The organism is Rahnella rivi (assembly GCF_019049655.1).
Classification (GTDB): Bacteria; Pseudomonadota; Gammaproteobacteria; order Enterobacterales; family Enterobacteriaceae; genus Rahnella; species Rahnella rivi.
The window spans coordinates 132,262-154,561 of sequence record NZ_JAFMOX010000056.1 but is presented as its reverse complement, the minus strand read 5'-3'; the positions used below and the strand labels follow the sequence as shown (position 1 = coordinate 154,561).

Sequence of the window (22,300 nt, the reverse complement as noted above, 5' to 3'; positions counted from 1 at the left end):
TAACTAAAGCTTCGGACAAGTGATCCCAGGCAGTCTGCCCCGCACCACTTCCCCGGTATTTTATTTTACCTGACGCTTCTGATACTCACCGGCAGCCTTCACGAAGCCTGCAAACAGCGGATGACCATCACGCGGCGTAGACGTAAATTCTGGATGGAACTGGCAAGCCACAAACCAAGGATGATTTGGCAGCTCGATGATTTCCACCAGTTGCTTATCGCCAGAGCGACCGGCTACGCGTAAACCTGCGGCTTCGATAGGTTTGAGCAGCATATTGTTTACTTCGTAACGGTGACGATGACGTTCAACTATTGTCGGTTCGCCGTACATCTCACGAACCAGGCTACCATCGCTCAGGTGACATTGCTGCCCGCCAACGCGCATGGTGCCGCCTAAATCACTGTCTTCGGTACGTACTTCAACGTTACCGTCTTCATCTCGCCATTCGGTGATCAGCGCCACCACAGGGAATTTACAGTCTGGCACAAATTCAGTGGAGTTGGCATTTTCCATACCCACCACATTGCGGGCGAACTCCATCAGTGCCACCTGCATACCCAGACAAATGCCCAGATAAGGAATGTTGTTTTCACGCGCATAACGGGCGGTGGCCACTTTGCCTTCAACACCACGGTAACCGAAGCCACCCGGGATAAGGATAGCGTCCAGGCCTTTGAGCACTTCAACACCACGGGTTTCGACATCCTGAGAGTCGATAAGTTTAATGTTCACGGTGAGACGATTTTTCAGGCCGCCGTGTTTGAGCGCTTCAATCACAGACTTATAGGCGTCTGGCAGCTCAATATACTTACCGACCATCCCGATGGTGACTTCACCACCCGGATTCGCTTCTTCGTAAACCACCTGCTCCCACTCGGAAAGATTCGCTTCCGGCGCATTCAGGTTAAAACGCTTACAAATATAGTCGTCCAGACCCTGAGATTTCAAGAGGGCCGGGATTTTATAAATGGAATCAACATCTTTAAGAGAAATAACCGCTTTTTCTGGCACGTTACAGAACAGAGCGATTTTCGCACGTTCGTTCGCAGGTACTGCGCGATCGGAACGGCAAATCAGCACGTCAGGCTGGATCCCGATGGACAGCAGCTCTTTGACGGAGTGCTGAGTCGGTTTGGTTTTGACTTCACCGGCAGCCGCCATGTACGGCACCAGCGTCAGGTGCATATACAGCGTGTGCTCACGGCCCACGTCAACGGCCATCTGACGAATCGCTTCCAGGAACGGCAGGGATTCGATATCACCCACGGTACCGCCGATTTCCACCAGCACCACATCATGGCCTTCGCCGCCTTCGATGATGCGTTCTTTGATGTTATTGGTAATGTGCGGGATAACCTGAATGGTCGCGCCGAGATAGTCGCCGCGGCGCTCTTTGCGCAGCACGTCGGAATAAATACGGCCAGTGGTGAAGTTGTTACGACGGGTCATTTTGGTACGAATGAAGCGCTCGTAGTGACCAAGGTCCAGATCCGTTTCAGCGCCATCTTCGGTAACGAAGACTTCGCCGTGTTGGGTCGGGCTCATGGTACCGGGATCCACGTTGATATACGGGTCCAGTTTCATCATAGTCACGTTGAGGCCACGGGCTTCGAGAATAGCCGCCAGAGAGGCTGCGGCAATGCCTTTACCCAGAGAGGATACGACCCCGCCGGTCACAAAAATATAATTAGTTGTCATGCTGAACCTGAGAGGTTAGGTTTAAAGATGATGGAGTAACCAAGACGGGAAAACAGTATACCGGAACCTTGTGTGCGCCACAAATAAACGTTTTGCTGCCCATCATCGTTTTCCTCAGCGTCAGTTCAGAAGAGTTAATCCTGCAGGTCACATTCTCTCAGTCTTTCAAAAACAACCAGTTAGCGATTAAAATTGTGTGGTGACTCTCATCCATCCGTAAAACATCTTAGATTTCAGTTTGTTGTACTTTAATGCTCTCAGATCAGGCTTTTATCTGCCGAATGCCGTTGAGCTTAACCGTTTCAGCAACGGCAGATCTTGTCGCCGATCAAAGTCAGAGCACAGGTTTTACCGCTTCACCCTGCTTTACCTGCTGCCACGCGGCTTCCATCTGCTCTAAGGTCGCGTCTTCCATGCTCAGCCCCTGCTCGCGGATGATGTTTTCAACCTGACGGAAACGACGCTCGAACTTACGGTTAGCGGCTTGCAGCGCATCTTCTGCTTTGTGACCTAAATGGCGGGAAAGGTTAACCGTGGCGAACAGCAAATCGCCGATTTCCTCACCGAGTTTTTCTTCGTCGATCACCGCCTGACGCGCTTCAAACATCACTTCATCGATTTCTTCATAGACTTTATCCAGCACCGGGCCGAGCGTGGTCCAGTCGAAGCCGACGTTTGAGCAACGCTTCTGAATTTTGTGCGCTTTCATCAGCGCAGGCAGTGCGGATGGAATATCGTCGAGCGCCGAATGCAGTGATTTGTCCGCCCGCTCCAGCGCCTTGCGCGCTTCCCATTTCACCAGAACGTCTTTGCTGCTGGCGTCTTTTGACCATGCAGCCTCATCACCAAAGATTTGCGGATGACGGCGCTCGAGTTTATCCGAGATTGCGTTGCAGATATCGTCGAAGCCAAACAGCCCCTGCTCGCTGCCCATCTGGGCGTAAAACACCACCTGAAACAGCAAATCGCCCAGTTCATCACGCACCTCGTCATAATCTTTACGCGCGATGGCATCCAGCACTTCGTAAGTTTCTTCCAGCGTATACGGGGCGATAGTCTCGAAGGTTTGTTCTTTATCCCACGGGCAACCTGCCGCCGGATCGCGCAGGGTTTTCATGATGGTGAGTAAGCGTTGCAGGGGTGATTCGGTCATGAGATCTGTCCGTTTAAAAAGGGGTATGCCAAAGCAGGAATGAAAAAGGCCCGACGGGCGGGCCTTAACGTTTATACGATCAGTTGCCGTGCAGGCGTTTGGCGTCGATGACATCCGGCAGCTGGTTCAGTTTGGCGATCACGCGCCCCAGAACCTGCGGATTGTAGATCTCGATATCCATATCGATGGTCGCCAGTTGCTGTTTGGTATCACTGCGGCTGGCGACGCCGAGCACGTTCACCTTCTCGTTGGCAAGAATGGTGGTGATGTCACGCAGCAGGCCGCTGCGATCGTTGGCCACGACACGCACAACCAGAGAATAGCCGCTGGAGTAGCTTTCGCCCCAGACGGCGTCAACCACGCGCTCAGGGGCGTTCAGACGCAAATCTTCCAGCTGATCACAATCGGCGCGGTGGATAGAAATCCCCCGTCCCTGCGTGATGTAGCCGACGATTTCGTCGCCCGGAATCGGCTGGCAGCAGCGCGCAATGTGGTGCATCAGATTGCCCACGCCTTCCACCACCACGCGTCCGTTATCTTTACTGCCATTACGCTGTGGAGCCGGCGTGGTTTTCTGCGTCAGCTGACGCATCGCCTCTTTATCCAGCTCTTCCGCACTCGGCTTTTTCAGCTGCGATTGCAGGAAGTTGACCATCTGGTTGATGCGGATATCACCGTTGCCAATGGCGGCCAGCACTTCGTCCAGCGAATTGACGTTATAGCGCGGTAGCAGCAGTTTCTCGGCATCTTTGATGCTGATATCCATACGATCCAGTTCGTCGTCGAGGATCTGCTTACCGGCAATAATATTTTTGTCGCGATCCTGTTTACGGAACCAGTTTTGGATCTTCGACCGCCCGCGGCTGGTCGTCACGTAACCGAGGCTCGGGTTCAGCCAGTCACGGCTTGGGTTCGCATGCTTCTGGGTGATGATTTCAATCTGATCGCCCATCTGCAACTGATAGGTAAACGGCACAATGCGCCCGCCGATTTTTGCCCCGATACAGCGGTGCCCGACATCACTGTGGATGTGATACGCAAAATCGAGCGGCGTGGAGCCCATTGGCAGGTCGATGACATCGCCTTTTGGCGTAAACACGTAAACGCGATCATCAAAGACCTGACTGCGAACTTCGTCGAGCATTTCGCCCGAATCAGCCATCTCTTCCTGCCACGCGATAAGTTTACGCAGCCACGCAATGCGGCCTTCGTAGCCACCGCTGCGACCACCCACCACGGCGGTACCTTCTTTGTATTTCCAGTGCGCCGCGACGCCCAGTTCGGCATCTTCATGCATCTGGCGGGTACGGATTTGCACTTCCAGCGTTTTACCACGCGGCCCTAACACCACGGTGTGAATTGACTGATAACCGTTCGGTTTCGGGTTAGCGACGTAATCGTCAAACTCATCCGGCAGATGGCGGAAATGGGTGTGCACAATCCCTAACGCGGCGTAGCAATCCTGTAAACGTTCCACCACGATGCGCACGGCGCGCACGTCGAACAGCTCGTCAAAGGACAGAGATTTTTTCTGCATCTTGCGCCAGATGCTGTAGATGTGTTTTGGCCGGCCATAGACATCAACTTTGATGCCTTCTTCGCCCATCGCATTTTTCACGGTGGACACAAAATCATCGATGTACTGTTCACGGTCGATACGACGCTCATGCAACAGTTTGGCAATGCGTTTGTATTCATCAGGATGCAGATAGCGGAAACAGAAATCTTCCAGCTCCCATTTGAGCTGGCCGATACCGAGGCGGTTAGCCAGCGGCGCATAGATGTTGGTACATTCTTTTGCCGCCAGTACGCGCTCTTCTTCCGGCGCGTCTTTCACTTCACGCAGATGCGCGATACGTTCGGCAAGTTTCAGCACCACGCAGCGGAAATCTTCCACCATCGCCAGCAGCATACGGCGGACGTTGTCCACCTGCTCGGAGGCCATGGAGTCATTTTGCGTGGCTTTCAGCTGGCGGATGGCATCCATATCACGCACGCCGTGCACCAGATCGGTAATGCCTTTACCGAACTGCTCCGTCAGCGTGTTTTCATCAATGATGCCATCATCGACCAGCGGGAACAGCAGCGCGGCGCGCATACTGTCGTTGTCCATACTGAGGGTCGAGAGGATTTCCACCATCTCAAGACCGCGCCACAATAAGAGCGACGCGTCCGGATGGCCCTGCGTTTGCTGCTCGCAGTAGCGCCAGGTTTCGGCTAAACGGTCACATGACTGCTGGCTGGACAGCCCCAAACTGTTAATCCAGTCGTCGAGCGCAAACTCGCCAGCCGTGTTCAGATGTGCACTTCTTACCGCAACCATACCCTCTCCCTACGTGTCTGACACAACCCCGGTGTCAGATGGGTTGATAAACAGAGCCATCGATTCAAGGTGCCCGGTGTGCGGAAACATATCCAGCATACGAACCTGAGCCAACCGATAACCCGCCTCCAACAAAATTTTACTGTCCCGAGCCAATGTCGTGGGATTACAGGACACATACACCACGCGCTGCGGAGCAAGCTTTACGATATGCGCCATCACGCCCGCCGCACCACCCCGTGCAGGATCCAGCAAGACTTTATTGAAGCCTTGCGCCGCCCAGGGTTGCTGACTGACGTCGTCCTCCAGATTTTCGTGGAAGAATGACGCATTTTCTAATCCGTTATTTCGGGCATTATCTTGCCCATTCGCCACCAGTGTAGCAACACCTTCAACTCCGACAACCCGCTTAGCTCTTTTTGCCAGCGGAAGGGTGAAATTTCCCATGCCGCAAAACAAATCCAGCACGCGATCTTCTGGCGTCAGCGCCAGCCACTCCAGTGCCTGTGCCACCATTTGCTGGTTCACGGCGTCATTAACCTGAATAAAATCACGCGGGCCGAAGGTCAGGTTAAGACCATCAATCTGATACGTTGGCGCCTCGCCGTGCAAACGCTCCAGCGTCTCGCTGTCAGGTGCCAGAAACAGCGTTAACTGATGGTGCTGTGCAAACGCGGTAAGACGCGCGCGATCCGCCTCGCTGAGCGGATCCAGATGGCGCAGCACCAGCAGCGCGCCGTTATCGGCCAGCACCATTTCCAGATGCCCCAGCCGCTTAGCCGCCGTCAGTGACGCCAGACATTCCTGCACCGGCACCAGCAGTTGCTCAAGCTCCGGGCGCAGTACAGGACAGCGGGTGATCGCCACCAGATCGTTTGATCCTTCCTGACGAAAACCCATCACCAGCGGTCCGTTTCCCGGTTTTCGCCCTGGCTTCGCACCGGCAATTTGTAATCCGAGACGCGCACGGCGCCGGTAACCGTATTGCGGACCGGCGATCACCGGTTGCTCTTCGGGCTGAATACCGGTTTCCAGGGAGATCAGCCTTAACAGCGAGGCGGATTTGCTGCGCTGCTGTAATGCTTCACTGGCGTGCTGTTGCTGGCATCCCCCGCAGACAGAATAGTGCGGACACGCCGGTTTTACCCGGTCGGCGCTGGTGGTCAGCAAACGTTTCAGTCGCCCTTTGGCGTACTTACTTTTATCTTCTGTTAAAATCACTTCCGCCTGCTCGCCGGGCAATACGCCACTGACAAACACGGCTTTACCGTTATGACGCGCAACACCTTGCCCGAAAGCATCAAGATCGGTGGCGGTCACAGTTATCGTTTGCCGGGTCGTCACACGGCGGTTCGGAGAGTAGAATTGAGCCATTATTGTCGATTGCACGCTGGTTTATTAAGCTTACTTTAGGTAATTCTCCCACATTGGAACCTCATGACCAAATATAGCCTTCGCGCACGGATGATGATCCTGATTCTGGCACCGACATTAATGATCGGTTTGCTGCTCAGCACCTTCTTTGTGGTTCACCGATACAACGAGTTGCAGAATCAGCTGATCGACGCCGGAGCCAGTATTATTGAACCCCTGGCCGTCGCGAGCGAATACGGAATGACGTTCCGGGAGCGTGAACCGGTGAAGCGCCTTATCAGCCGTCTGCACCGCAATCATTCAGACATTGTCCGCAGCATCAGCGTTTTTGATGGCGACAATAAGCTGTTCGCCAGCTCTAATTCCCTGCATGAAGGCAGCCCGCTGCAGGTCAAAAGCGTAAAAGATATCCCTCGCGAACTGACCCAGGCACGTTTCGGGGATTCGCTGATCCTGCGCACCCCGGTTCAGGCGGAGAATCATACCGAGGCGGATGATGACTCGTTCAGTTCGTCTCCTGAGCATACCCTGGGTTATATCGCCGTTGAGTTAGATCTCAGCTCGGTCCGGCTGGCGCAATATCAGGAGGCCTTTGTCTCGACCATGCTGTTATTGCTGTGTCTGGGCATTGCCACACTGTTCGCTTATCGCCTGATGCGCGACGTCACCGGGCCTATCCGAAACATGGTCAACACCGTTGACCGCATCCGCCGCGGGCAACTCGACAGCCGTGTGGAAGGCAACATGCCCGGTGAACTGAGTATGCTAAAAAACGGCATTAACTCGATGGCGATGTCGCTGACGGCGTACCACGAAGAAGTGCAGCAGAATATCGATCAGGCCACGTCCGATCTGCGGGAAACGCTTGAGCAGATGGAAATCCAGAACGTCGAACTGGATCTGGCGAAAAAGCGCGCCCAGGAAGCGGCGCGTATCAAATCTGAATTCCTCGCCAACATGTCTCATGAGCTGCGTACCCCGCTCAACGGCGTGATTGGTTTCACCCGCCAGACGCTTAAAACTCCGCTGTCGCCGACGCAGGCTGATTATCTGCAAACCATTGAACGTTCAGCGAATAACCTGCTGACCATCATCAATGACGTTCTGGACTTCTCTAAGCTGGAAGCCGGTAAACTGGTGCTGGAGCACATTCCTTTCTCGCTGCATGAAATGCTCGATGAAGTGGTGATCCTGCTGGCACATACCGCGCACGACAAAGGCCTCGAACTGACGCTCAACGTGCACAACAACGTGCCGGAAAACGTGCTGGGCGATCCGATGCGAATGCAGCAAGTTGTCACTAACTTGCTGGGAAATGCGATTAAGTTCACTGAATCCGGCAACATCGACATCAATGTCGAATTGCGTTCGCAGAACAATTTGCAGGTCGAGCTGGAGGTGCAGATCCACGACACCGGTATCGGGATTTCAGAGCGGCAGCAGTCGCAACTTTTCCAGGCTTTCCGTCAGGCCGATGCCAGCATTTCGCGCCGCCACGGCGGCACCGGATTAGGCCTGGTGATCACCCAGCGTCTGGTCAAAGAGATGGGCGGCGACATCAGCTTCTACAGCCAGATCAACCGCGGTTCAACTTTCTGGTTCCACGTGACGCTCGAGCTGAATGAAAACCGTCATGTGACGCCAGTTTCCATGAGTTCCCTCGAAGGTAAACGTCTGGCCTATGTGGAAGCCAACCCGGCGGCCGCCAAGGCTACGATGGAAATTCTGCAGGCGACACCGCTTGAGGTCACGCATCGCACCTCGCTTGCCGCACTGCCGGACAACTACTACGACATGATGCTGTGCAGCATTCCGGTCAAACCAGAACAGACGCTGGCGGATTATGACGACCGGTTAAAACGCGTGCTGAGCATGACGCGGCATCTGCTGCTGGCGCTGCCAAGTCAGTTCCAGGTTGAGGCTGAAGAGCTCAAACGCCGCGGAGTGCAGGCGTGCCTGATCAAACCGATGTCCAGCATCCGCCTGCTGCCATTGTTGTTAAAAGAGCAACAACCGGCAGTGAGGATCCTCGGTTCAGATGAGACTAAAGCCGCACGACTGCCGCTCACGGCAATGGCGGTGGATGATAATCCGGCCAACCTCAAACTGATTGGTGCGCTGCTGGAAGAGCTGGTGGAAACCACCGTGCTGTGTCACAGCGGCGAAGAAGCGATTGAAGTGGCCCGTCACACTGATCTGGACATCATTTTGATGGATATCCAGATGCCGGATATAGATGGCATTCGTGCCAGCGAAATCATTCATCAGATGGCGCGCCACGCCAGCACGCCGGTAGTGGCGGTCACCGCCCACTCACTGAGCGGCGAACGTGAACAGCTTCTCAAACTGGGGATGGACGATTATCTGGCGAAACCTATCGACGAAGGCATGTTGAAAAACGTCCTGTCGCGCCATTACTCTCATCAGAATCAGCAGGATTCTCCGCTGCAAACGCAGGAAGATCTCGCGCCAAACAACACGCTCGACTGGCAACTGGCGTTAAGCCAGTCCGCCAATAAAGTTGCACTGGCGCAGGATTTACTGCAAATGCTGGTGGAATTCCTGCCACAGGTCGCCGTGCGTGTGGATGCCGTCGCCAGAGGTGAAACCGACGACGATATCCTCGCGCTCATCCATAAACTGCACGGCAGTTGCAGCTACAGCGGCGTCCCGCGCCTGAAACAGCTGTGCTATTACATCGAACAGCAACTGCGTCAGGGCGTCGGCGTGGAAACTCTGGAACCGGAATGGTTTGAACTGCTTGATGAGATTGAGAATGTGAAACGGGCTGCGGTGGCGTATTTACCGAGGTAGGTGGAGGTAAAGAGTTAAACGTTTCATACAAAACGCCCGGCAATGTCCGGGCGTTTTTACAGGTCGTGAACGTCTGTCAAAACCAGGTCGTCACTGCGCCGGTCACGTCCCACTGTTCATTCACCAGCAACAGCTGACGCCATTTGTCGAATGTCAGACAGGGGTGACAAATGTCGAACACCAGCATGTCACCGACTTTCAGATCGGCATTTTCAGGGATCGACATAAACGCATGCTGATCCATCATCGCATAAACCTTCCAGTCTTCCGGTGCTGGTACGACGGTGGTATAGCCTGACTGTGTTGCACTGCGGGGACGGAAATGACCGGCGGCTTTCGGGTATCCGGCGTCGTAGCCGGCGTCACGTTTGCCGAAAGCGATAATCGCCCGGCCCGGCTCCGGCAATGACTGCACGGCCGCCCAGACCTGCAAAGCAGGCTGTAAGCTGCTGTTCATTTCACGTGCCACCGGATTACTGGTTTGCATTCTTTCCAGTGCAGCCTGATAGGTACCGACGTCATGCGTGACGTAACAACCTGAACGCAAAATCACATCCAGCTGATACCGTTTATCGCAGTCCAGATAGCGGCTCTCACGCGTTAACTCCTCCGCCACCACATCAAACCAGGCGGAACCTGCACCGGTTAATATCACCTGTTGTTCGGCGAATTCGCCTGCCTGCGCCAGCGCTTCAGTACGCGTGACGACGTGGCGCAGAAATGCACGGATCGCCGCTTCGTCGTTGCTGACACCTTCATACAGCTCGACACCGATCAGCGCCAGAGACTGCGGCCAGCGTTTGACCGCGGCCAGCACGTCTGCTTCCTGTTCTGCGGTACGGATACCGGTACGCCCGCCCTGAATACCGTACTCAAACATCATGCGTAACGTCAGTTGCTGGCTGGCGAAATAATGGCCGAGGGCATCAACGTTGTCGGCAGAATCCACCACGCAGGAAAATTCGAAATCAGGATCCTCACACAGCAATCCGGCAATTATCGCCATATTGCCTTTGCCAATCAGTTGGTTCGCCATGATGACTTTGCGCACGCCGTGCTTAAAAGCGGCATTAACCTGCGGCGCGGTCGCCAGCGTGATGCCCCACGCACCAAACTCCAGCTGCATCTTATACAGCTCCGGGCTCATGGTGGTTTTGCCGTGTGGCGCGAGTTTTAACTGATAACGCTGAATAAATTCACGCATCCACGAAAGATTGTGTTCGATTCTCTCCTCGAGCAGCACTGCCACCGGCAGGCTGACGTCCTCGCGCAGGATATTCCAGCCTTGCTGGCGAATATCGCCCATGCAGGCATCCGCGCTGAGTGGCCCTAAACCTTTAGTGTGTGTATTGACCGGTTGCTTCGAAAAATCAATCTCTGACATGGCTACGTTCCCGTTGCGATTTGATTCTAAAAACTAACGTAAAATCGTCGGGAATAAAACACAAAAACCGGCGCAGGCTGGGCCTGAACACCGGTTTTTTAATGACGCCTTGTTGCTGATTTTTTACTGTAAATAAGCTTTCAGAGCTTTTGCGATAACTTAATGGTCGCGGCAATATTGCGTGCTGATTTACGCAGATTATCAGCGGCATTTTTCAGCGCATCTTCCAGCGTACACACACTATAGAGCACGCTGAAAACCGCATCCAGCCCGTGTGCATACACCACATCAACATCTTTCGTCAGGCTGCCCGCAATGCCGATCACAGGTTTGTTATAACGCTTGGCGACCCGCGCCACGCCGATCGGCACTTTGCCGTTGATGCTCTGGCTGTCGATTCGTCCTTCACCGGTGATCACAAGCGTGGCATCTTTCACTAACGCATCCAGCCCCAGCGCATCGGTGACGATCTCGATACCCTGACGCAATTCCGCGCCGCAGAATCCGTACAGTGCTGCGCCCATACCGCCGGCCGCGCCTGCGCCGGGAACGTGCTCAACATCGATACCCAAATCCTGTTTGATCACGCTGGCGTAATGATGCAGATAACCGTCGAGCTGCTCGATCATCTCAGGCGTTGCGCCTTTTTGCGGGCCAAAGATGGCAGACGCACCGTCTTTGCCGGTCAGCGGATTGGTCACGTCACACGCCACTTCAAAGCGGCATTTTTTGATCCGCGGATCCAGCCCGCTGATATCAATGTGATGCAGTTTCTCCAGCTCACCGCCGCCCTGGCCGATCGGTTTACCCTCCTGAGTCAGTAACTTCGCGCCCAGCGCCTGCATCATGCCTGCCCCGCCGTCATTGGTGGCGCTGCCGCCGATACCGATGATGCAGTGTTTGACGCCATGGTCGAGTGCCGAATGGATCAGTTCGCCTGTGCCATAAGAGGTGGTTTTAAGGGGATTGCGCTGCGCCGCCGGGACACTTTCCAGCCCGCTGGCGGCCGCCATTTCGATAAAGGCGATTTTCTCGTCGCCGGAAAGCCCGAAGAACGCGTCGAGCGGTGTGCCCAGCGGGCCGGTGACATTCACTTTTACGATGCGTCCGCCGGTCGCCGCGACCATGGCTTCTACCGTTCCCTCACCGCCGTCGGCCACCGGCAATTTAATGTATTCCGCCTCAGGAAAAATCTCACGAAATCCGCTTTCGATGGCCTTCGCCACATCCAATGCAGACAAACTTTCTTTGTATGAATCCGGTGCGATCACTATTTTCATAAAGTCATTACCTTCATAACTGCACGCGCCGTTGTGGAATAGCGTCCTGTCAGTTTTGCTTTCTGCCGGAAGGGCAACGCGGCACGATTCACGTACATCTGGCCGCGCGGCCACCTCTGACTAACGGGTAACTTCAACCTTCGCTAAGTTTTCATAATAGCGTGCAATGGCGCTATGGTCAGATTGCCCGTGACCATCCGCTTTCAGAGCCTGCATCATTTCCATGACCAGCGAGGTCAGAGGCAGTTGCGCACCTACGCCATGAGAGGTGTCGAGTGCATTGGCTAAATCTTTGATGTGCAAATCTATACGGAAGCCCGGTTTGAAATTGCGATCCATCACCATCGGCGCTTTCGCTTCCAGAACGGTGCTGCCTGCCAGTCCACCCCGGATGGCCTGGAATACCAGGTTAGGATCGACGCCCGCTTTGGTGGCCAGCACCAGTGCTTCTGACATTGCCGCAATGTTCAGCGCAACAATGACCTGGTTTGCCAGCTTAGTGACGTTACCCGCGCCGATGTCGCCGGTATGCACCACAGATCCCGCCATCGACTTCATGATGTCATAGCAATGATCGAACACGGCTTTATCACCGCCAACCATCACCGACATGGTGCCGTCGATGGCTTTTGGTTCGCCGCCGGAGACAGGTGCATCCAGCATCGCAATTTGTTTCGCTGCCAGCGCTTCGCTGATTTCACGGCTGGCCAGCGGTGCGATGGAACTCATGTCGATGAAAATCGTCCCAGGACGCGCGCCTTCGATCAGGCCGTTTTCGCCCAACGCCACGTCTTTCACCTGAGGCGAATTTGGCAGCATAGTAATGATCACGTCAGACTGTTCAGCGACCGCTTTCGGTGTGTCAGCAGCAGTGGCACCCAGCGCAACAATTTCGCCCACGGTATCAAGATTGCGGTCCATGACCACCAGTTCATACCCTGCTTTGAGCAGGTTTTTACTCATAGGCTTGCCCATGATGCCTAAACCAATAAAGCCAATTTTCATTCGAATATCCTCTGATTATTGATGTGATGAGATCACTTAGTGAAGCGATCACACAGCGCCTGCGTTCCTGCGCGATAAATACCCAAGTCGCTGCCAACGGCCACAAAGGTCGCGCCCCATTCCATGTAGCGGCGCGCATCGGCTTCGACCGGCGCCAGAATGCCGCTGGATTTTCCGTGGGCTTTTGCGCGTTCAAAAATGTGACGAATGGCAGCCTGTACTTCCGGATGACCGGCGTTGCCGAGGTGCCCCATGCCAGCGGCCAGATCGCTTGGCCCGACAAATATGCCGTCAATGCCGTCGGTAGCGGCAATCGCATCGAGGTTATCAACGCCCTGCTGGCTCTCGATTTGCACCATCACCGTGATGTTGTCGTTAATGCTGGTGAAGTAGTCCGGCACCGTGCCAAACATGTTGCTGCGATGCGAAACGGATACGCCGCGGATCCCTGCCGGCGGATAGCGCGTGGAGGCGACGGCACGTTCGGCCTGCTCCTGCGTCTCAACAAACGGGATCAGGAAATTGTAGAAACCGATATCGAGCAGACGTTTAATCACCACCGGCTCGTTGAATGGCGGTCGCACGACCGGCGCGCTTTTGCTGCCTTTAAGCGCCATCAGCTGTGGAACAAAAGTGCTGATGTCATTGGGTGCGTGTTCGCCGTCGAGCAACAGCCAGTCAAATCCTGCGACACCCAACACTTCTGTGGCAATCGGGTTGCACAATGCGGCCCAGCATCCGATCAGCGTTTTGCCTTGCAGTAAGTCCTGACGGAACCGGTTTGGAATCATTGGATTACTCATAGTTGACCTCGTTATAGGGCGGGCGCGGGAGTTCCCGTCTGCCCGCCATCGCAATTTACTGTTTCTTTAGTTCGAGACGTTTGATTTCACCGACGACCAGCAGGTAACACAGCATCGCCATCAGGGCGGAACAGCCGACGAAAATCAGAGCCATGTTGAAAGAATGCAACCCTTTAACGATATAGCCGATGACCAGCGGAGTAACGATTGACGCGACGTTGCCAAAGACGTTGAAGATACCGCCGCACAGGCCAATCACTTCTTTCGGTGCGGTATCTGCAATCACCGGCCAGCCCAGCGCACCGAAGCCTTTACCGAAGAACGCCAGGGCCATCAGGGTAACGACCAGGGTATTGTTATCGGTGTAGTTACATAAAATGATGCTGGTGGCTAACAGCATGCCCAGCACAATCGGAATTTTACGCGCCACGGTCAGGGAGAAACCGCGTTTGAGCAGGTAATCGGAGAACACGCCGCCGAGTACGCCACCGGCAAAGCCGCACAGCGCCGGAATGGCCGCAATCATCCCCACTTTGAGGATAGACATGCCCTTTTCCTGAACCAGATAAATCGGGAACCAGGTCAGGAAGAACCACGTAATACTGTTAATAAAGTATTGGCCGAAGAAGATCCCAAGCATCATGCGGTTGCTCAGCATCTGGCGCACATAGCTCCATTTCGGGCCACTTTTCGCGCCGTCGGCTTTCTTGTGGTCGATGTCGACCACCGCGCCGCCTTCTTTAATAAATTCCAGCTCGCTTTTCGATATGCCAGGGTGTTCCGGCGGGTTGTGGATAAATTTGATCCACACCAGCGTCAGCACAAAACCAATCACCCCCATCACGATAAAGACATGTTCCCAGCCCCAGGCGTAGGTCAGCCAGCCGAGCAGCGGAGAGAACAGCGCGAGCGAGAAATACTGAGCGGAGTTAAAAATCGCCGAAGCCGTTCCGCGTTCTTTCGTCGGGAACCAGGCCGCCACGATACGGGCGTTGGCCGGGAAGGAAGGCGCTTCGGAGAAACCGAGCATAAAGCGCAGGATGAACAGCGTCAGCGCGCCGTACGCCAGCGGGAACCAGCCCACAAAACCTTGTAACAGCGTGAACAGTGACCAGAAAAACAGGCTGTAGGTGTAGACTTTTTTGGAACCGAATTTGTCCAGCAGCCAGCCACCAGGCAACTGCATGATCAGATATGCCCAGCCAAACGCCGCGAAGATTTGCCCCATATCAGCGGCATCCAGGCCCAGCTCACGCGCGACCTCGGTACCGGCAATGGAAAGCGTTGCACGGTCGGCATAATTCACCGCCGTGATAAGAAATATAATCAGCAAAATATAATAGCGAATATGTGTTCGCGTCTTACTTTGCGCCAGCACTCGGGACTGGGATTGAACGCTCATGGTGACCCTCATTTTACTATTACGGAATCATTCGCAGAGAAATCAAAGTTATCGAAATAACGTTTTTACTTTTCGCCTGCGGTTTTCCTTTATATGAGACAGACATTTCATAATTATTTATTTATGTCTGAAATTTACCTGTATTGCTTTGAACGCTACCTTCAGAGGGCCAACACAGTATAAAAAACGATGCCTCAAATAACACTGTGCATTCGCACAAGAATACGCCGGTTGAAAACGACTATTCTTTTGCATTCACACATCATTGTGGGAGGATAATCACAGTTCACGCGGCGGCTGAAGCCGCACAGATCAAAGGGTGATATTCATCACATTTATTCTGTCACCTGCCACACAGAATGACGTTCAGCGGGTGAAAAGCTGGTCAGTTGCACAATGAGGTTCCCGGACAGCTGTTTTATAATGGATGCATACCCTGTATTGCCGAAAAGACAAAACGCAACATTTGTACGCTACGAATTCAGAGAATTAACCGAAGGTTCTTTTTTCGGGATGTTTAATAAACGCGGAGACAGTTATGTCACGTAATAAAGATAAAGAGCATGCAACCGACGCACTTTTCATTAAAGTTCATGAAAACGATAACGTTGCCATTATTGTGAATGATAACGGCTTAAAAGCCGGCACCCGATTTTCAAATGGTCTGGAATTAATTGAGCATATTCCTCAGGGCCATAAAGTTGCTTTACAAACCATTGCCAAAGGCGGCGATATTATTCGTTATGGTGAAGTGATTGGTTATGCCGTGCGGGAAATCGCCCAGGGCGGCTGGATAGACGAATCCCTGGTCGAACTGCCCGTCGCTCCGGAACTGAACAGCCTGCCGCTGGCTACCCGGGTTCCCCCTGCGTTGCCGCCGCTGGAAGGCTTCACGTTTGAAGGCTACCGCAACGAAGACGGCAGCGTAGGCACTAAAAATCTGCTCGGCATTACCACCAGCGTTCACTGTGTGGCGGGGGTGGTGGATTACGTAGTAAAAATCATCGAGCGTGATTTACTGCCCAAATTCCCTAACGTCGATGGCGTGGTGGCGCTGAATCATCTGTACGGATGTGGCGTGGCGATCAACGCACCGGCAGCGGTCGTCCCGATCCGCACCATTCACAATCTGGCACTGAATCCGAACTTTGGCGGCGAAGTCATGGTGGTCGGCTTAGGTTGTGAGAAATTACAACCTGAACGCCTGCTGGAAGGCACGCCGGACGTGCAGGCCATTTCCCTCGACGACACCCACATCGTCCGTTTGCAGGATGAGCAGCACGTCGGTTTCCAGTCAATGGTTGACGATATCCTGACCGTCGCGCAGTTCCATCTGGAACGGCTGAACCGTCGTCAGCGCGAAACCTGTCCGGCCTCTGACCTGGTGGTCGGCATGCAGTGTGGCGGCAGCGACGCTTTCTCCGGCGTGACTGCCAATCCTGCCGTGGGCTTTGCCTCGGATCTGCTGGTTCGCTGCGGCGGCACGGTGATGTTCTCTGAAGTGACGGAAGTGCGCGATGCGATCCACCTGCTGACTCCGCGTGCTGCTGACGTCAGCGTCGGTAAACGCCTGCTGGAAGAGATGGCCTGGTACGATAATTATCTGTCCCTCGGACAAACCGACCGCAGCGCCAACCCGTCGCCGGGCAACAAGAAAGGCGGACTGGCTAACGTGGTGGAAAAAGCACTCGGTTCGATTGCGAAATCGGGCACCAGCGCAATTTCAGAAGTATTGTCTCCGGGGCAACGTCCGACCAAAAAAGGCCTGATTTTCGCTGCGACGCCAGCCAGTGATTTCGTCTGTGGAACGCAGCAACTGGCCTCGGGCATCACTGTGCAGGTCTTTACCACCGGGCGCGGTACGCCGTACGGCCTGCTGGCGGTGCCGGTGATAAAAATGGCTACCCGCACCACGCTGGCGAACCGCTGGCATGACCTGATGGACATCAACGCCGGTACGATCGCCACCGGGGACGCCACCATCGAAGACGTCGGCTGGGAGCTGTTCCACTTTATTCTGGACATCGCCAGCGGTCGTAAAAAAACCTGGTCCGATACCTGGGGTATTCACAATGCGCTGGCGGTGTTTAACCCGGCGCCGGTGACCTGATCTGCCACATCACCAAAGCAAAAGGCCAGCAATGCTGGCCTTTTTTATGCTTCGGATCCGAAGGATAACTTACTGAGCCGCTGCTGCGCCCGTCTGTTCTGCACCTACCAGCCCGACTTTCAGATAACCGGCTTTACGCAGGTTATCCATCACATTCATCAGCGTTTCGTAGTCCACCGTCTTATCTGCACGGAAGAAAATCGTACTCTGCTTATTTCCCTGAGTACGCTGATCGAGCATGGCGGTCAGGTTGTCGCTATTTACCGGGCTGTCGCCGAGGAACAGCTGTTTGTCCGATTTCACCGTCAGGAAGATCGGTTTCTCAGGACGCGGCTGCGCTTTCGCCGTGGAAGCCGGTAAATCTACCCGCACATCTACGGTGGCCAGTGGCGCGGCGACCATGAAGATGATCAGCAGAACCAACATAACGTCGATGAAAGGCGTGACGTTGATGTCATGCATTTCACCGCTTTCGTCGATATCGTCGTTTAACCGAATAGCCATAATCTGTTCTTATCCTACGCGTAACTGACCTGTCTGACCGCGCGGCGCATCGCCTTCGCTGGCAGCCAGATCCAAATCACGGCCCTGTAACAGGATAATCTGCGCCGCCACGTCGCCAACCTGATGACGATAGGAAGTGATGGTACGGGCGAAAATGTTGTAGATAACCACCGCAGGGATTGCAGCAACCAGACCCACCGCGGTCGCCAGCAGGGCTTCTGCAATACCTGGCGCCACAACGGCAAGGTTAGTGGTCTGGGTTTGGGCGATACCAATGAAACTGTTCATGATGCCCCACACGGTACCAAACAGACCGACGAACGGAGAGATCGCCCCGATAGTGGCGAGGATCCCATTGCCCCGGCCCATGTGACGCCCGGCAGCACCCACACGACGCTCCAGACGGAAACCGGTACGTTCTTTAATGCCGTTGTTGTCGGTGGAACCGGCAGACAGCTCGAGTTCATTTTGCGCATCGCGGATCATTTGTGCGCTGATGCTGCTGGCGGCGAAACTCTCAGCCTGCTCGGCAGCTTCGTCCAGCGTACGCACGGAAGACAACGCATCAAATTCACGGCGCATACGGCGTTTAGCGCTGAACACTTCCGAGCCTTTGCTGAACAGCAAAGCCCAGGTGACAACGGACGCCAGCAGCAGGCCGATCATGACAGTTTTCACCACCACGTCAGCATGATGGTACATGCCTAACACAGACAGATCGGTAGGGATGACGGGAGCTTCCGCTGGTGAGGATTGCATAACCGGCGCGGGCGCGGTGTCTGCCGCAGCAGGTGCCGGTTGCGTGGTTTCAGAAGTGACAGCATTCGCCGCCGGCGTCGCAGGTGCAGCCATTGCGTTACCGCTCAGGCCAACCACCAACATTAACGACATCAATACTGAGGTCGTTTTTTTCATCTTATTGCGAGCCGTTTTCACACGTCGCCTCCAGCCAGAATCAGTGTATATGGGTTAAATAACGCCGAATTGTATCAAATAAAAAGACCTAATTGATAGTCGTTCTCATTATTATTTACATTGTCCCGCCTGCTGACGCGGGTGTCCTTGACGGATGACAAGGTTTTGAGTCTTTGGTCAATACTTCAACAGTTATACACGGGTCACACTTTTGCAAAAAATACCGCAGTAAATCAATCGCCTGAACATAATTATCAAAGACAAAACAATGTTTTAAATATTAAGTAACAGCATTTTACATTTGTTATTAATTTGTGATAACGCTCAAATACCCGGCAGTTATAAATAAGGTAAGGTCTATGTACCGGGAAAGACCACACACCGGAATTTCCTGTATCCATTTAATTTATAAGACAATTTACAAGATTCGCATGAGGTTCCGTCAGCGCACTTCGCGCCAGACCGGTTCATTTTCGCTGTAACTTTTCATTCCCTTACTGAATTCCCCTGGAGACAAACTGATGAAAATGCAAAAAGCACTTCTCAGCCTTTGCCTGAGTTCCGCGACCCTGTTATTCACTTCCGGCCTGTCAGCACAAACGTTGAAAGCCGCCGACGTGCATCCGCAAGGTTACCCGAACGTCGTTGCCGTCCAGCATATGGGCGAAAAGTTGCAAAAACAAACAGACGGACGCCTTGAAATCAAAACCTTCCCCGGCGGTGTGCTGGGCGACGAAAAGCAGGAAATTGAACAGGCGCAGCTCGGTGCGCTGGATATTATTCGCGTATCAATGACCCCGGTGGCGTCAATCCTGCCCGAAATCAACGTGTTCACCCTGCCCTATATTTTCCGCGATGAAGATCACATGCACAAAGTGCTCGACGGTCAGATTGGCAAAGAGATCGGCGATAAAATTACCAATAACCCGAACTCCCGGCTGGTATTTCTCGGCTGGATGGACGGCGGGACCCGCAATCTGATCACCAAAGAACCGGTCGTCAAACCGGAAGATTTGAAAGGCATGAAGATCCGCGTTCAGGGCAGCCCGATTGCGCTGGCAACGCTGAAAGCCATGGGAGCAAACCCGGTCGCTATGGGCGTCAGTGAAGTGTTCAGCGGTATGCAAACCGGGGTTATCGACGGCACGGAAAACAATCCGCCGACCTTCGTCGCGCACAACTACCTGCCGGTGGTGAAAAACTACACTTACAGCCGTCATTTCATTATTCCTGAGCTGTTCCTGTACTCAAAAGTGAAATGGGACAAGCTGAAACCGGAAGATCAGCAATTAATCCTGAAACTGTCAAAAGAAGCCCAGGATGAGCAGCGTGAACTGTGGAAAGCCTATAACGAGAAAGCCCTCGCCACCATGAAAGCGGGCGGCGTGAAATTTTACGACATCGATCCGGCGACCTATGTTCAGGCCACCCAGTCCGTTCGCGATGAGTTCGGTAAAGACCATAAAGATCTGATGCAGCAAATCGCTGACGTTCAGTAACCACTGTCTCTGACACGGGCAGCTCCTGCTGCCCTTTTCCGACACTCACCGGGGGAGACTTTATGATTTCCGGATATCACACCCTGATGGACATTCTTTACCGTGCCGCAATGTGGCTTGCCGGGATTGCATTATTGCTGATGGTCGGGGTGATCCCCATCGGGATATTCGCCCGCTACGTCATGAACAGCGCACTGTCATGGCCTGAGCCGGTTGCCATCATGTGTATGGTGACGTTCACCTTTATCGGCGCGGCCGTGAGTTATCGCGCGGGTTCTCACATCGTGGTGGCGATGGTCACCGACCGTCTGCCTCCTGCCCTGAAAAAGTTCTCGGCGCTGCTGTCAGATCTGATGATGCTGGCGATCAGCATCTTCATTTTCTGGTACAGCCTGCATTTGTGCAGCGAACTGTGGCTCCAGCCGGTGGCGGAATTCCCGCTGCTGACCGCCGGAGAAACCTATTTACCGCTGCCCGTGGGCTCTGCCCTGACGATCTTATTCATCATTGAGCAGATCATTGCCGGGCCGCAGCATCAGCGCCCTGTCGTGATGCTGGGAAATTCCGACGCCTGACCCGGAGAGACTTATGGATGCACTCATTTTACTGTTAACGCTGGGGGTGATGCTGGCGATCGGCGTGCCGGTGGCTTACGCCGTTGGCCTCAGCGCGCTGGCCGGTGCCTGGTGGATCGATCTGCCGCTTGAAGCACTGATGATCCAGCTGACCAACGGCGTGAATAAGTTTTCACTGCTGGCGATCCCGTTCTTTATTCTGGCCGGCGCGATCATGGCTGAAGGAGGCATTGCCCGCCGGCTGGTGAGTTTTGCCTATATCTTTGTCGGGTTCATTCGCGGCGGTCTGTCGCTGGTGAACATTGTCGCCTCAACCTTTTTCGGCGCGATCTCCGGCTCATCGGTGGCGGATACTGCGTCGATTGGTTCGGTGATGATCCCGGAAATGGAGAAGAAAGGTTATCCGCGCGATTTTGCCGCTGCGGTCACGGCCAGCGGCTCGGTGCAGGCGATCCTCACGCCGCCGAGTCATAACTCGGTCATTTACTCGCTCGCCACGGGCGGTACGGTGTCGATCGCCGCACTGTTCATCGCCGGTATTTTGCCCGGTTTGCTGCTCAGCCTGACCCTGATGGTGATGTGCGTCGTCTTTGCGCATCAGCGCGGTTATCCGAAAGGTGAACGCGTGCCGTTTCGTCAGGCACTGAAGATTTTCATCGATACGCTGTGGGGCCTGATGACCGTCGTCATCATCATGGGCGGAATTCTCAGCGGGATTTTCACCGCCACAGAATCTGCCGCCATCGCCTGCCTGTGGTCATTTTTCGTCACGATGTTCATTTACCGCGATTACAAATGGAGTGAACTGCCGAAACTGATGTACCGCACGGTGAAAACCGTCAGTATCGTCATGATCCTGATTGGCTTCGCGGCCAGCTTTGGCGCCGTGATGACCTACATGCAATTGCCGATGCGCATCACCGAATTCTTCACTTCGATCTCCGACAACAAGTACGTGATCCTCATGTGGATCAACATCATGCTGTTGCTGATCGGTACGCTGATGGACATGGCGCCGATCATTCTGATCCTGACGCCGGTCCTGCTGCCGGTGGTGTTATCACTGGGCATCGATCCTGTTCATTTTGGCATGATCATGCTGGTGAATCTGGGGATCGGGCTTATCACCCCGCCGGTCGGGTCGGTGCTGTTTGTCGCCAGCGCGGTCAGTAAACAGAGCATTGAGAAAGTCGTCAAAGCCATGCTGCCGTTCTATTGCGTGTTGTTCCTGGTGCTGATGCTGGTGACCTATATTCCTGCGATTTCGCTGTTCCTCCCCAAACTGTTCGGCGTCTACACCGGATAAAACTTCTCTGCCAGGCCCGTCATTTCTGACGGGCCTTTCCTTGTATAAACGATTGGCTGAAATTTTCTCATTCAACCGGCAAAAACCTGATCCTGTGATTTCATCATGTTAAGTTAATGAGATATCAGCGGATGCCAGAGAGCATCGCTCTACAA

General features: G+C 54.1%; 16 protein-coding genes. 5 read left to right on the top strand and 11 right to left on the bottom strand.

Annotated elements, in window-relative coordinates:
• Positions 1 to 60 precede the first annotated feature (60 nt).
• The 4 genes from pyrG to rlmD all read right to left on the bottom strand — a co-directional run bounded on the left by pyrG (position 61) and on the right by rlmD (position 6,548).
• Positions 61 to 1,698, bottom strand: a complete 1,638-nt coding sequence (pyrG, locus tag J1779_RS10335) for a glutamine hydrolyzing CTP synthase (RefSeq protein WP_056772874.1) — start codon at positions 1,696 to 1,698, stop codon at positions 61 to 63.
• A 334-nt stretch (positions 1,699 to 2,032) separates the two neighbouring features.
• Complete coding sequence (gene mazG / locus J1779_RS10330; RefSeq protein WP_056772878.1) at positions 2,033 to 2,851, bottom strand: nucleoside triphosphate pyrophosphohydrolase; 819 nt, start codon at positions 2,849 to 2,851, stop codon at positions 2,033 to 2,035.
• 79 nt (positions 2,852 to 2,930) lie between these two features.
• The gene (gene relA, locus J1779_RS10325) at positions 2,931 to 5,174 is read right to left on the bottom strand and encodes a GTP diphosphokinase (protein ID WP_056772881.1); all 2,244 of its coding nucleotides are present in this window, start codon (positions 5,172 to 5,174) and stop codon (positions 2,931 to 2,933) included.
• 9 nt (positions 5,175 to 5,183) lie between these two features.
• Complete coding sequence (gene rlmD, locus J1779_RS10320) at positions 5,184 to 6,548, bottom strand: 23S rRNA (uracil(1939)-C(5))-methyltransferase RlmD (protein ID WP_217203698.1); 1,365 nt, start codon at positions 6,546 to 6,548, stop codon at positions 5,184 to 5,186.
• 63 nt (positions 6,549 to 6,611) lie between these two features.
• Between rlmD and barA the strand changes: the two genes are divergently transcribed.
• A complete protein-coding gene (gene barA, locus J1779_RS10315) occupies positions 6,612 to 9,362 on the top strand; it encodes a two-component sensor histidine kinase BarA (RefSeq protein WP_122096451.1) in 2,751 nt (916 codons plus the stop codon).
• Positions 9,363 to 9,438: 76 nt separating this feature from the next.
• Here the strand turns inward: barA and J1779_RS10310 are convergent, their stop codons facing one another.
• The 5 genes from J1779_RS10310 to J1779_RS10290 form a co-directional block, all read right to left on the bottom strand.
• Positions 9,439 to 10,746 (bottom strand): amino acid deaminase, encoded by a 1,308-nt coding sequence (locus tag J1779_RS10310; RefSeq protein WP_217203697.1) that lies wholly within the window; start codon positions 10,744 to 10,746, stop codon positions 9,439 to 9,441.
• 140 nt (positions 10,747 to 10,886) lie between these two features.
• Positions 10,887 to 12,026 (bottom strand): glycerate kinase, encoded by a 1,140-nt coding sequence (locus tag J1779_RS10305; protein ID WP_183850099.1) that lies wholly within the window; start codon positions 12,024 to 12,026, stop codon positions 10,887 to 10,889.
• A gap of 120 nt (positions 12,027 to 12,146) precedes the next feature.
• Positions 12,147 to 13,037 carry a 2-hydroxy-3-oxopropionate reductase gene (garR, locus tag J1779_RS10300; protein ID WP_183850157.1) on the bottom strand — a complete coding sequence of 297 codons (891 nt, stop codon included), beginning with the start codon at positions 13,035 to 13,037 and terminating at the stop codon, positions 12,147 to 12,149.
• 26 nt (positions 13,038 to 13,063) lie between these two features.
• A complete protein-coding gene (garL, locus tag J1779_RS10295; protein ID WP_122096455.1) occupies positions 13,064 to 13,834 on the bottom strand; it encodes a 2-dehydro-3-deoxyglucarate aldolase in 771 nt (256 codons plus the stop codon).
• Positions 13,835 to 13,889: 55 nt separating this feature from the next.
• The gene (locus J1779_RS10290; protein ID WP_122096456.1) at positions 13,890 to 15,236 is read right to left on the bottom strand and encodes an MFS transporter; all 1,347 of its coding nucleotides are present in this window, start codon (positions 15,234 to 15,236) and stop codon (positions 13,890 to 13,892) included.
• A gap of 538 nt (positions 15,237 to 15,774) precedes the next feature.
• Between J1779_RS10290 and garD the strand changes: the two genes are divergently transcribed.
• The gene (garD, locus tag J1779_RS10285; protein WP_056772910.1) at positions 15,775 to 17,346 is read left to right on the top strand and encodes a galactarate dehydratase; all 1,572 of its coding nucleotides are present in this window, start codon (positions 15,775 to 15,777) and stop codon (positions 17,344 to 17,346) included.
• Between the two features lie 69 nt (positions 17,347 to 17,415).
• On the opposite strand, the gene exbD is transcribed toward garD, so the two are convergent.
• On the bottom strand, positions 17,416 to 17,850 hold the full coding sequence (gene exbD / locus J1779_RS10280) for a TonB system transport protein ExbD (protein WP_122096457.1): 435 nt from the start codon (positions 17,848 to 17,850) through the stop codon (positions 17,416 to 17,418).
• Positions 17,851 to 17,859: 9 nt separating this feature from the next.
• Positions 17,860 to 18,765, bottom strand: a complete 906-nt coding sequence (gene exbB, locus J1779_RS10275) for a tol-pal system-associated acyl-CoA thioesterase (RefSeq protein WP_238485128.1) — start codon at positions 18,763 to 18,765, stop codon at positions 17,860 to 17,862.
• A gap of 521 nt (positions 18,766 to 19,286) precedes the next feature.
• Between exbB and J1779_RS10270 the strand changes: the two genes are divergently transcribed.
• The 3 genes from J1779_RS10270 to J1779_RS10260 all read left to right on the top strand — a co-directional run bounded on the left by J1779_RS10270 (position 19,287) and on the right by J1779_RS10260 (position 22,145).
• On the top strand, positions 19,287 to 20,264 hold the full coding sequence (locus tag J1779_RS10270; RefSeq protein ID WP_136375493.1) for a TRAP transporter substrate-binding protein: 978 nt from the start codon (positions 19,287 to 19,289) through the stop codon (positions 20,262 to 20,264).
• A gap of 62 nt (positions 20,265 to 20,326) precedes the next feature.
• Complete coding sequence (locus J1779_RS10265; RefSeq protein ID WP_056772918.1) at positions 20,327 to 20,839, top strand: TRAP transporter small permease; 513 nt, start codon at positions 20,327 to 20,329, stop codon at positions 20,837 to 20,839.
• Between the two features lie 13 nt (positions 20,840 to 20,852).
• Positions 20,853 to 22,145: a TRAP transporter large permease gene (locus tag J1779_RS10260; protein WP_217203695.1), complete on the top strand. Its 1,293-nt coding sequence runs from the start codon at positions 20,853 to 20,855 to the stop codon at positions 22,143 to 22,145.
• Positions 22,146 to 22,300 lie beyond the last annotated feature (155 nt).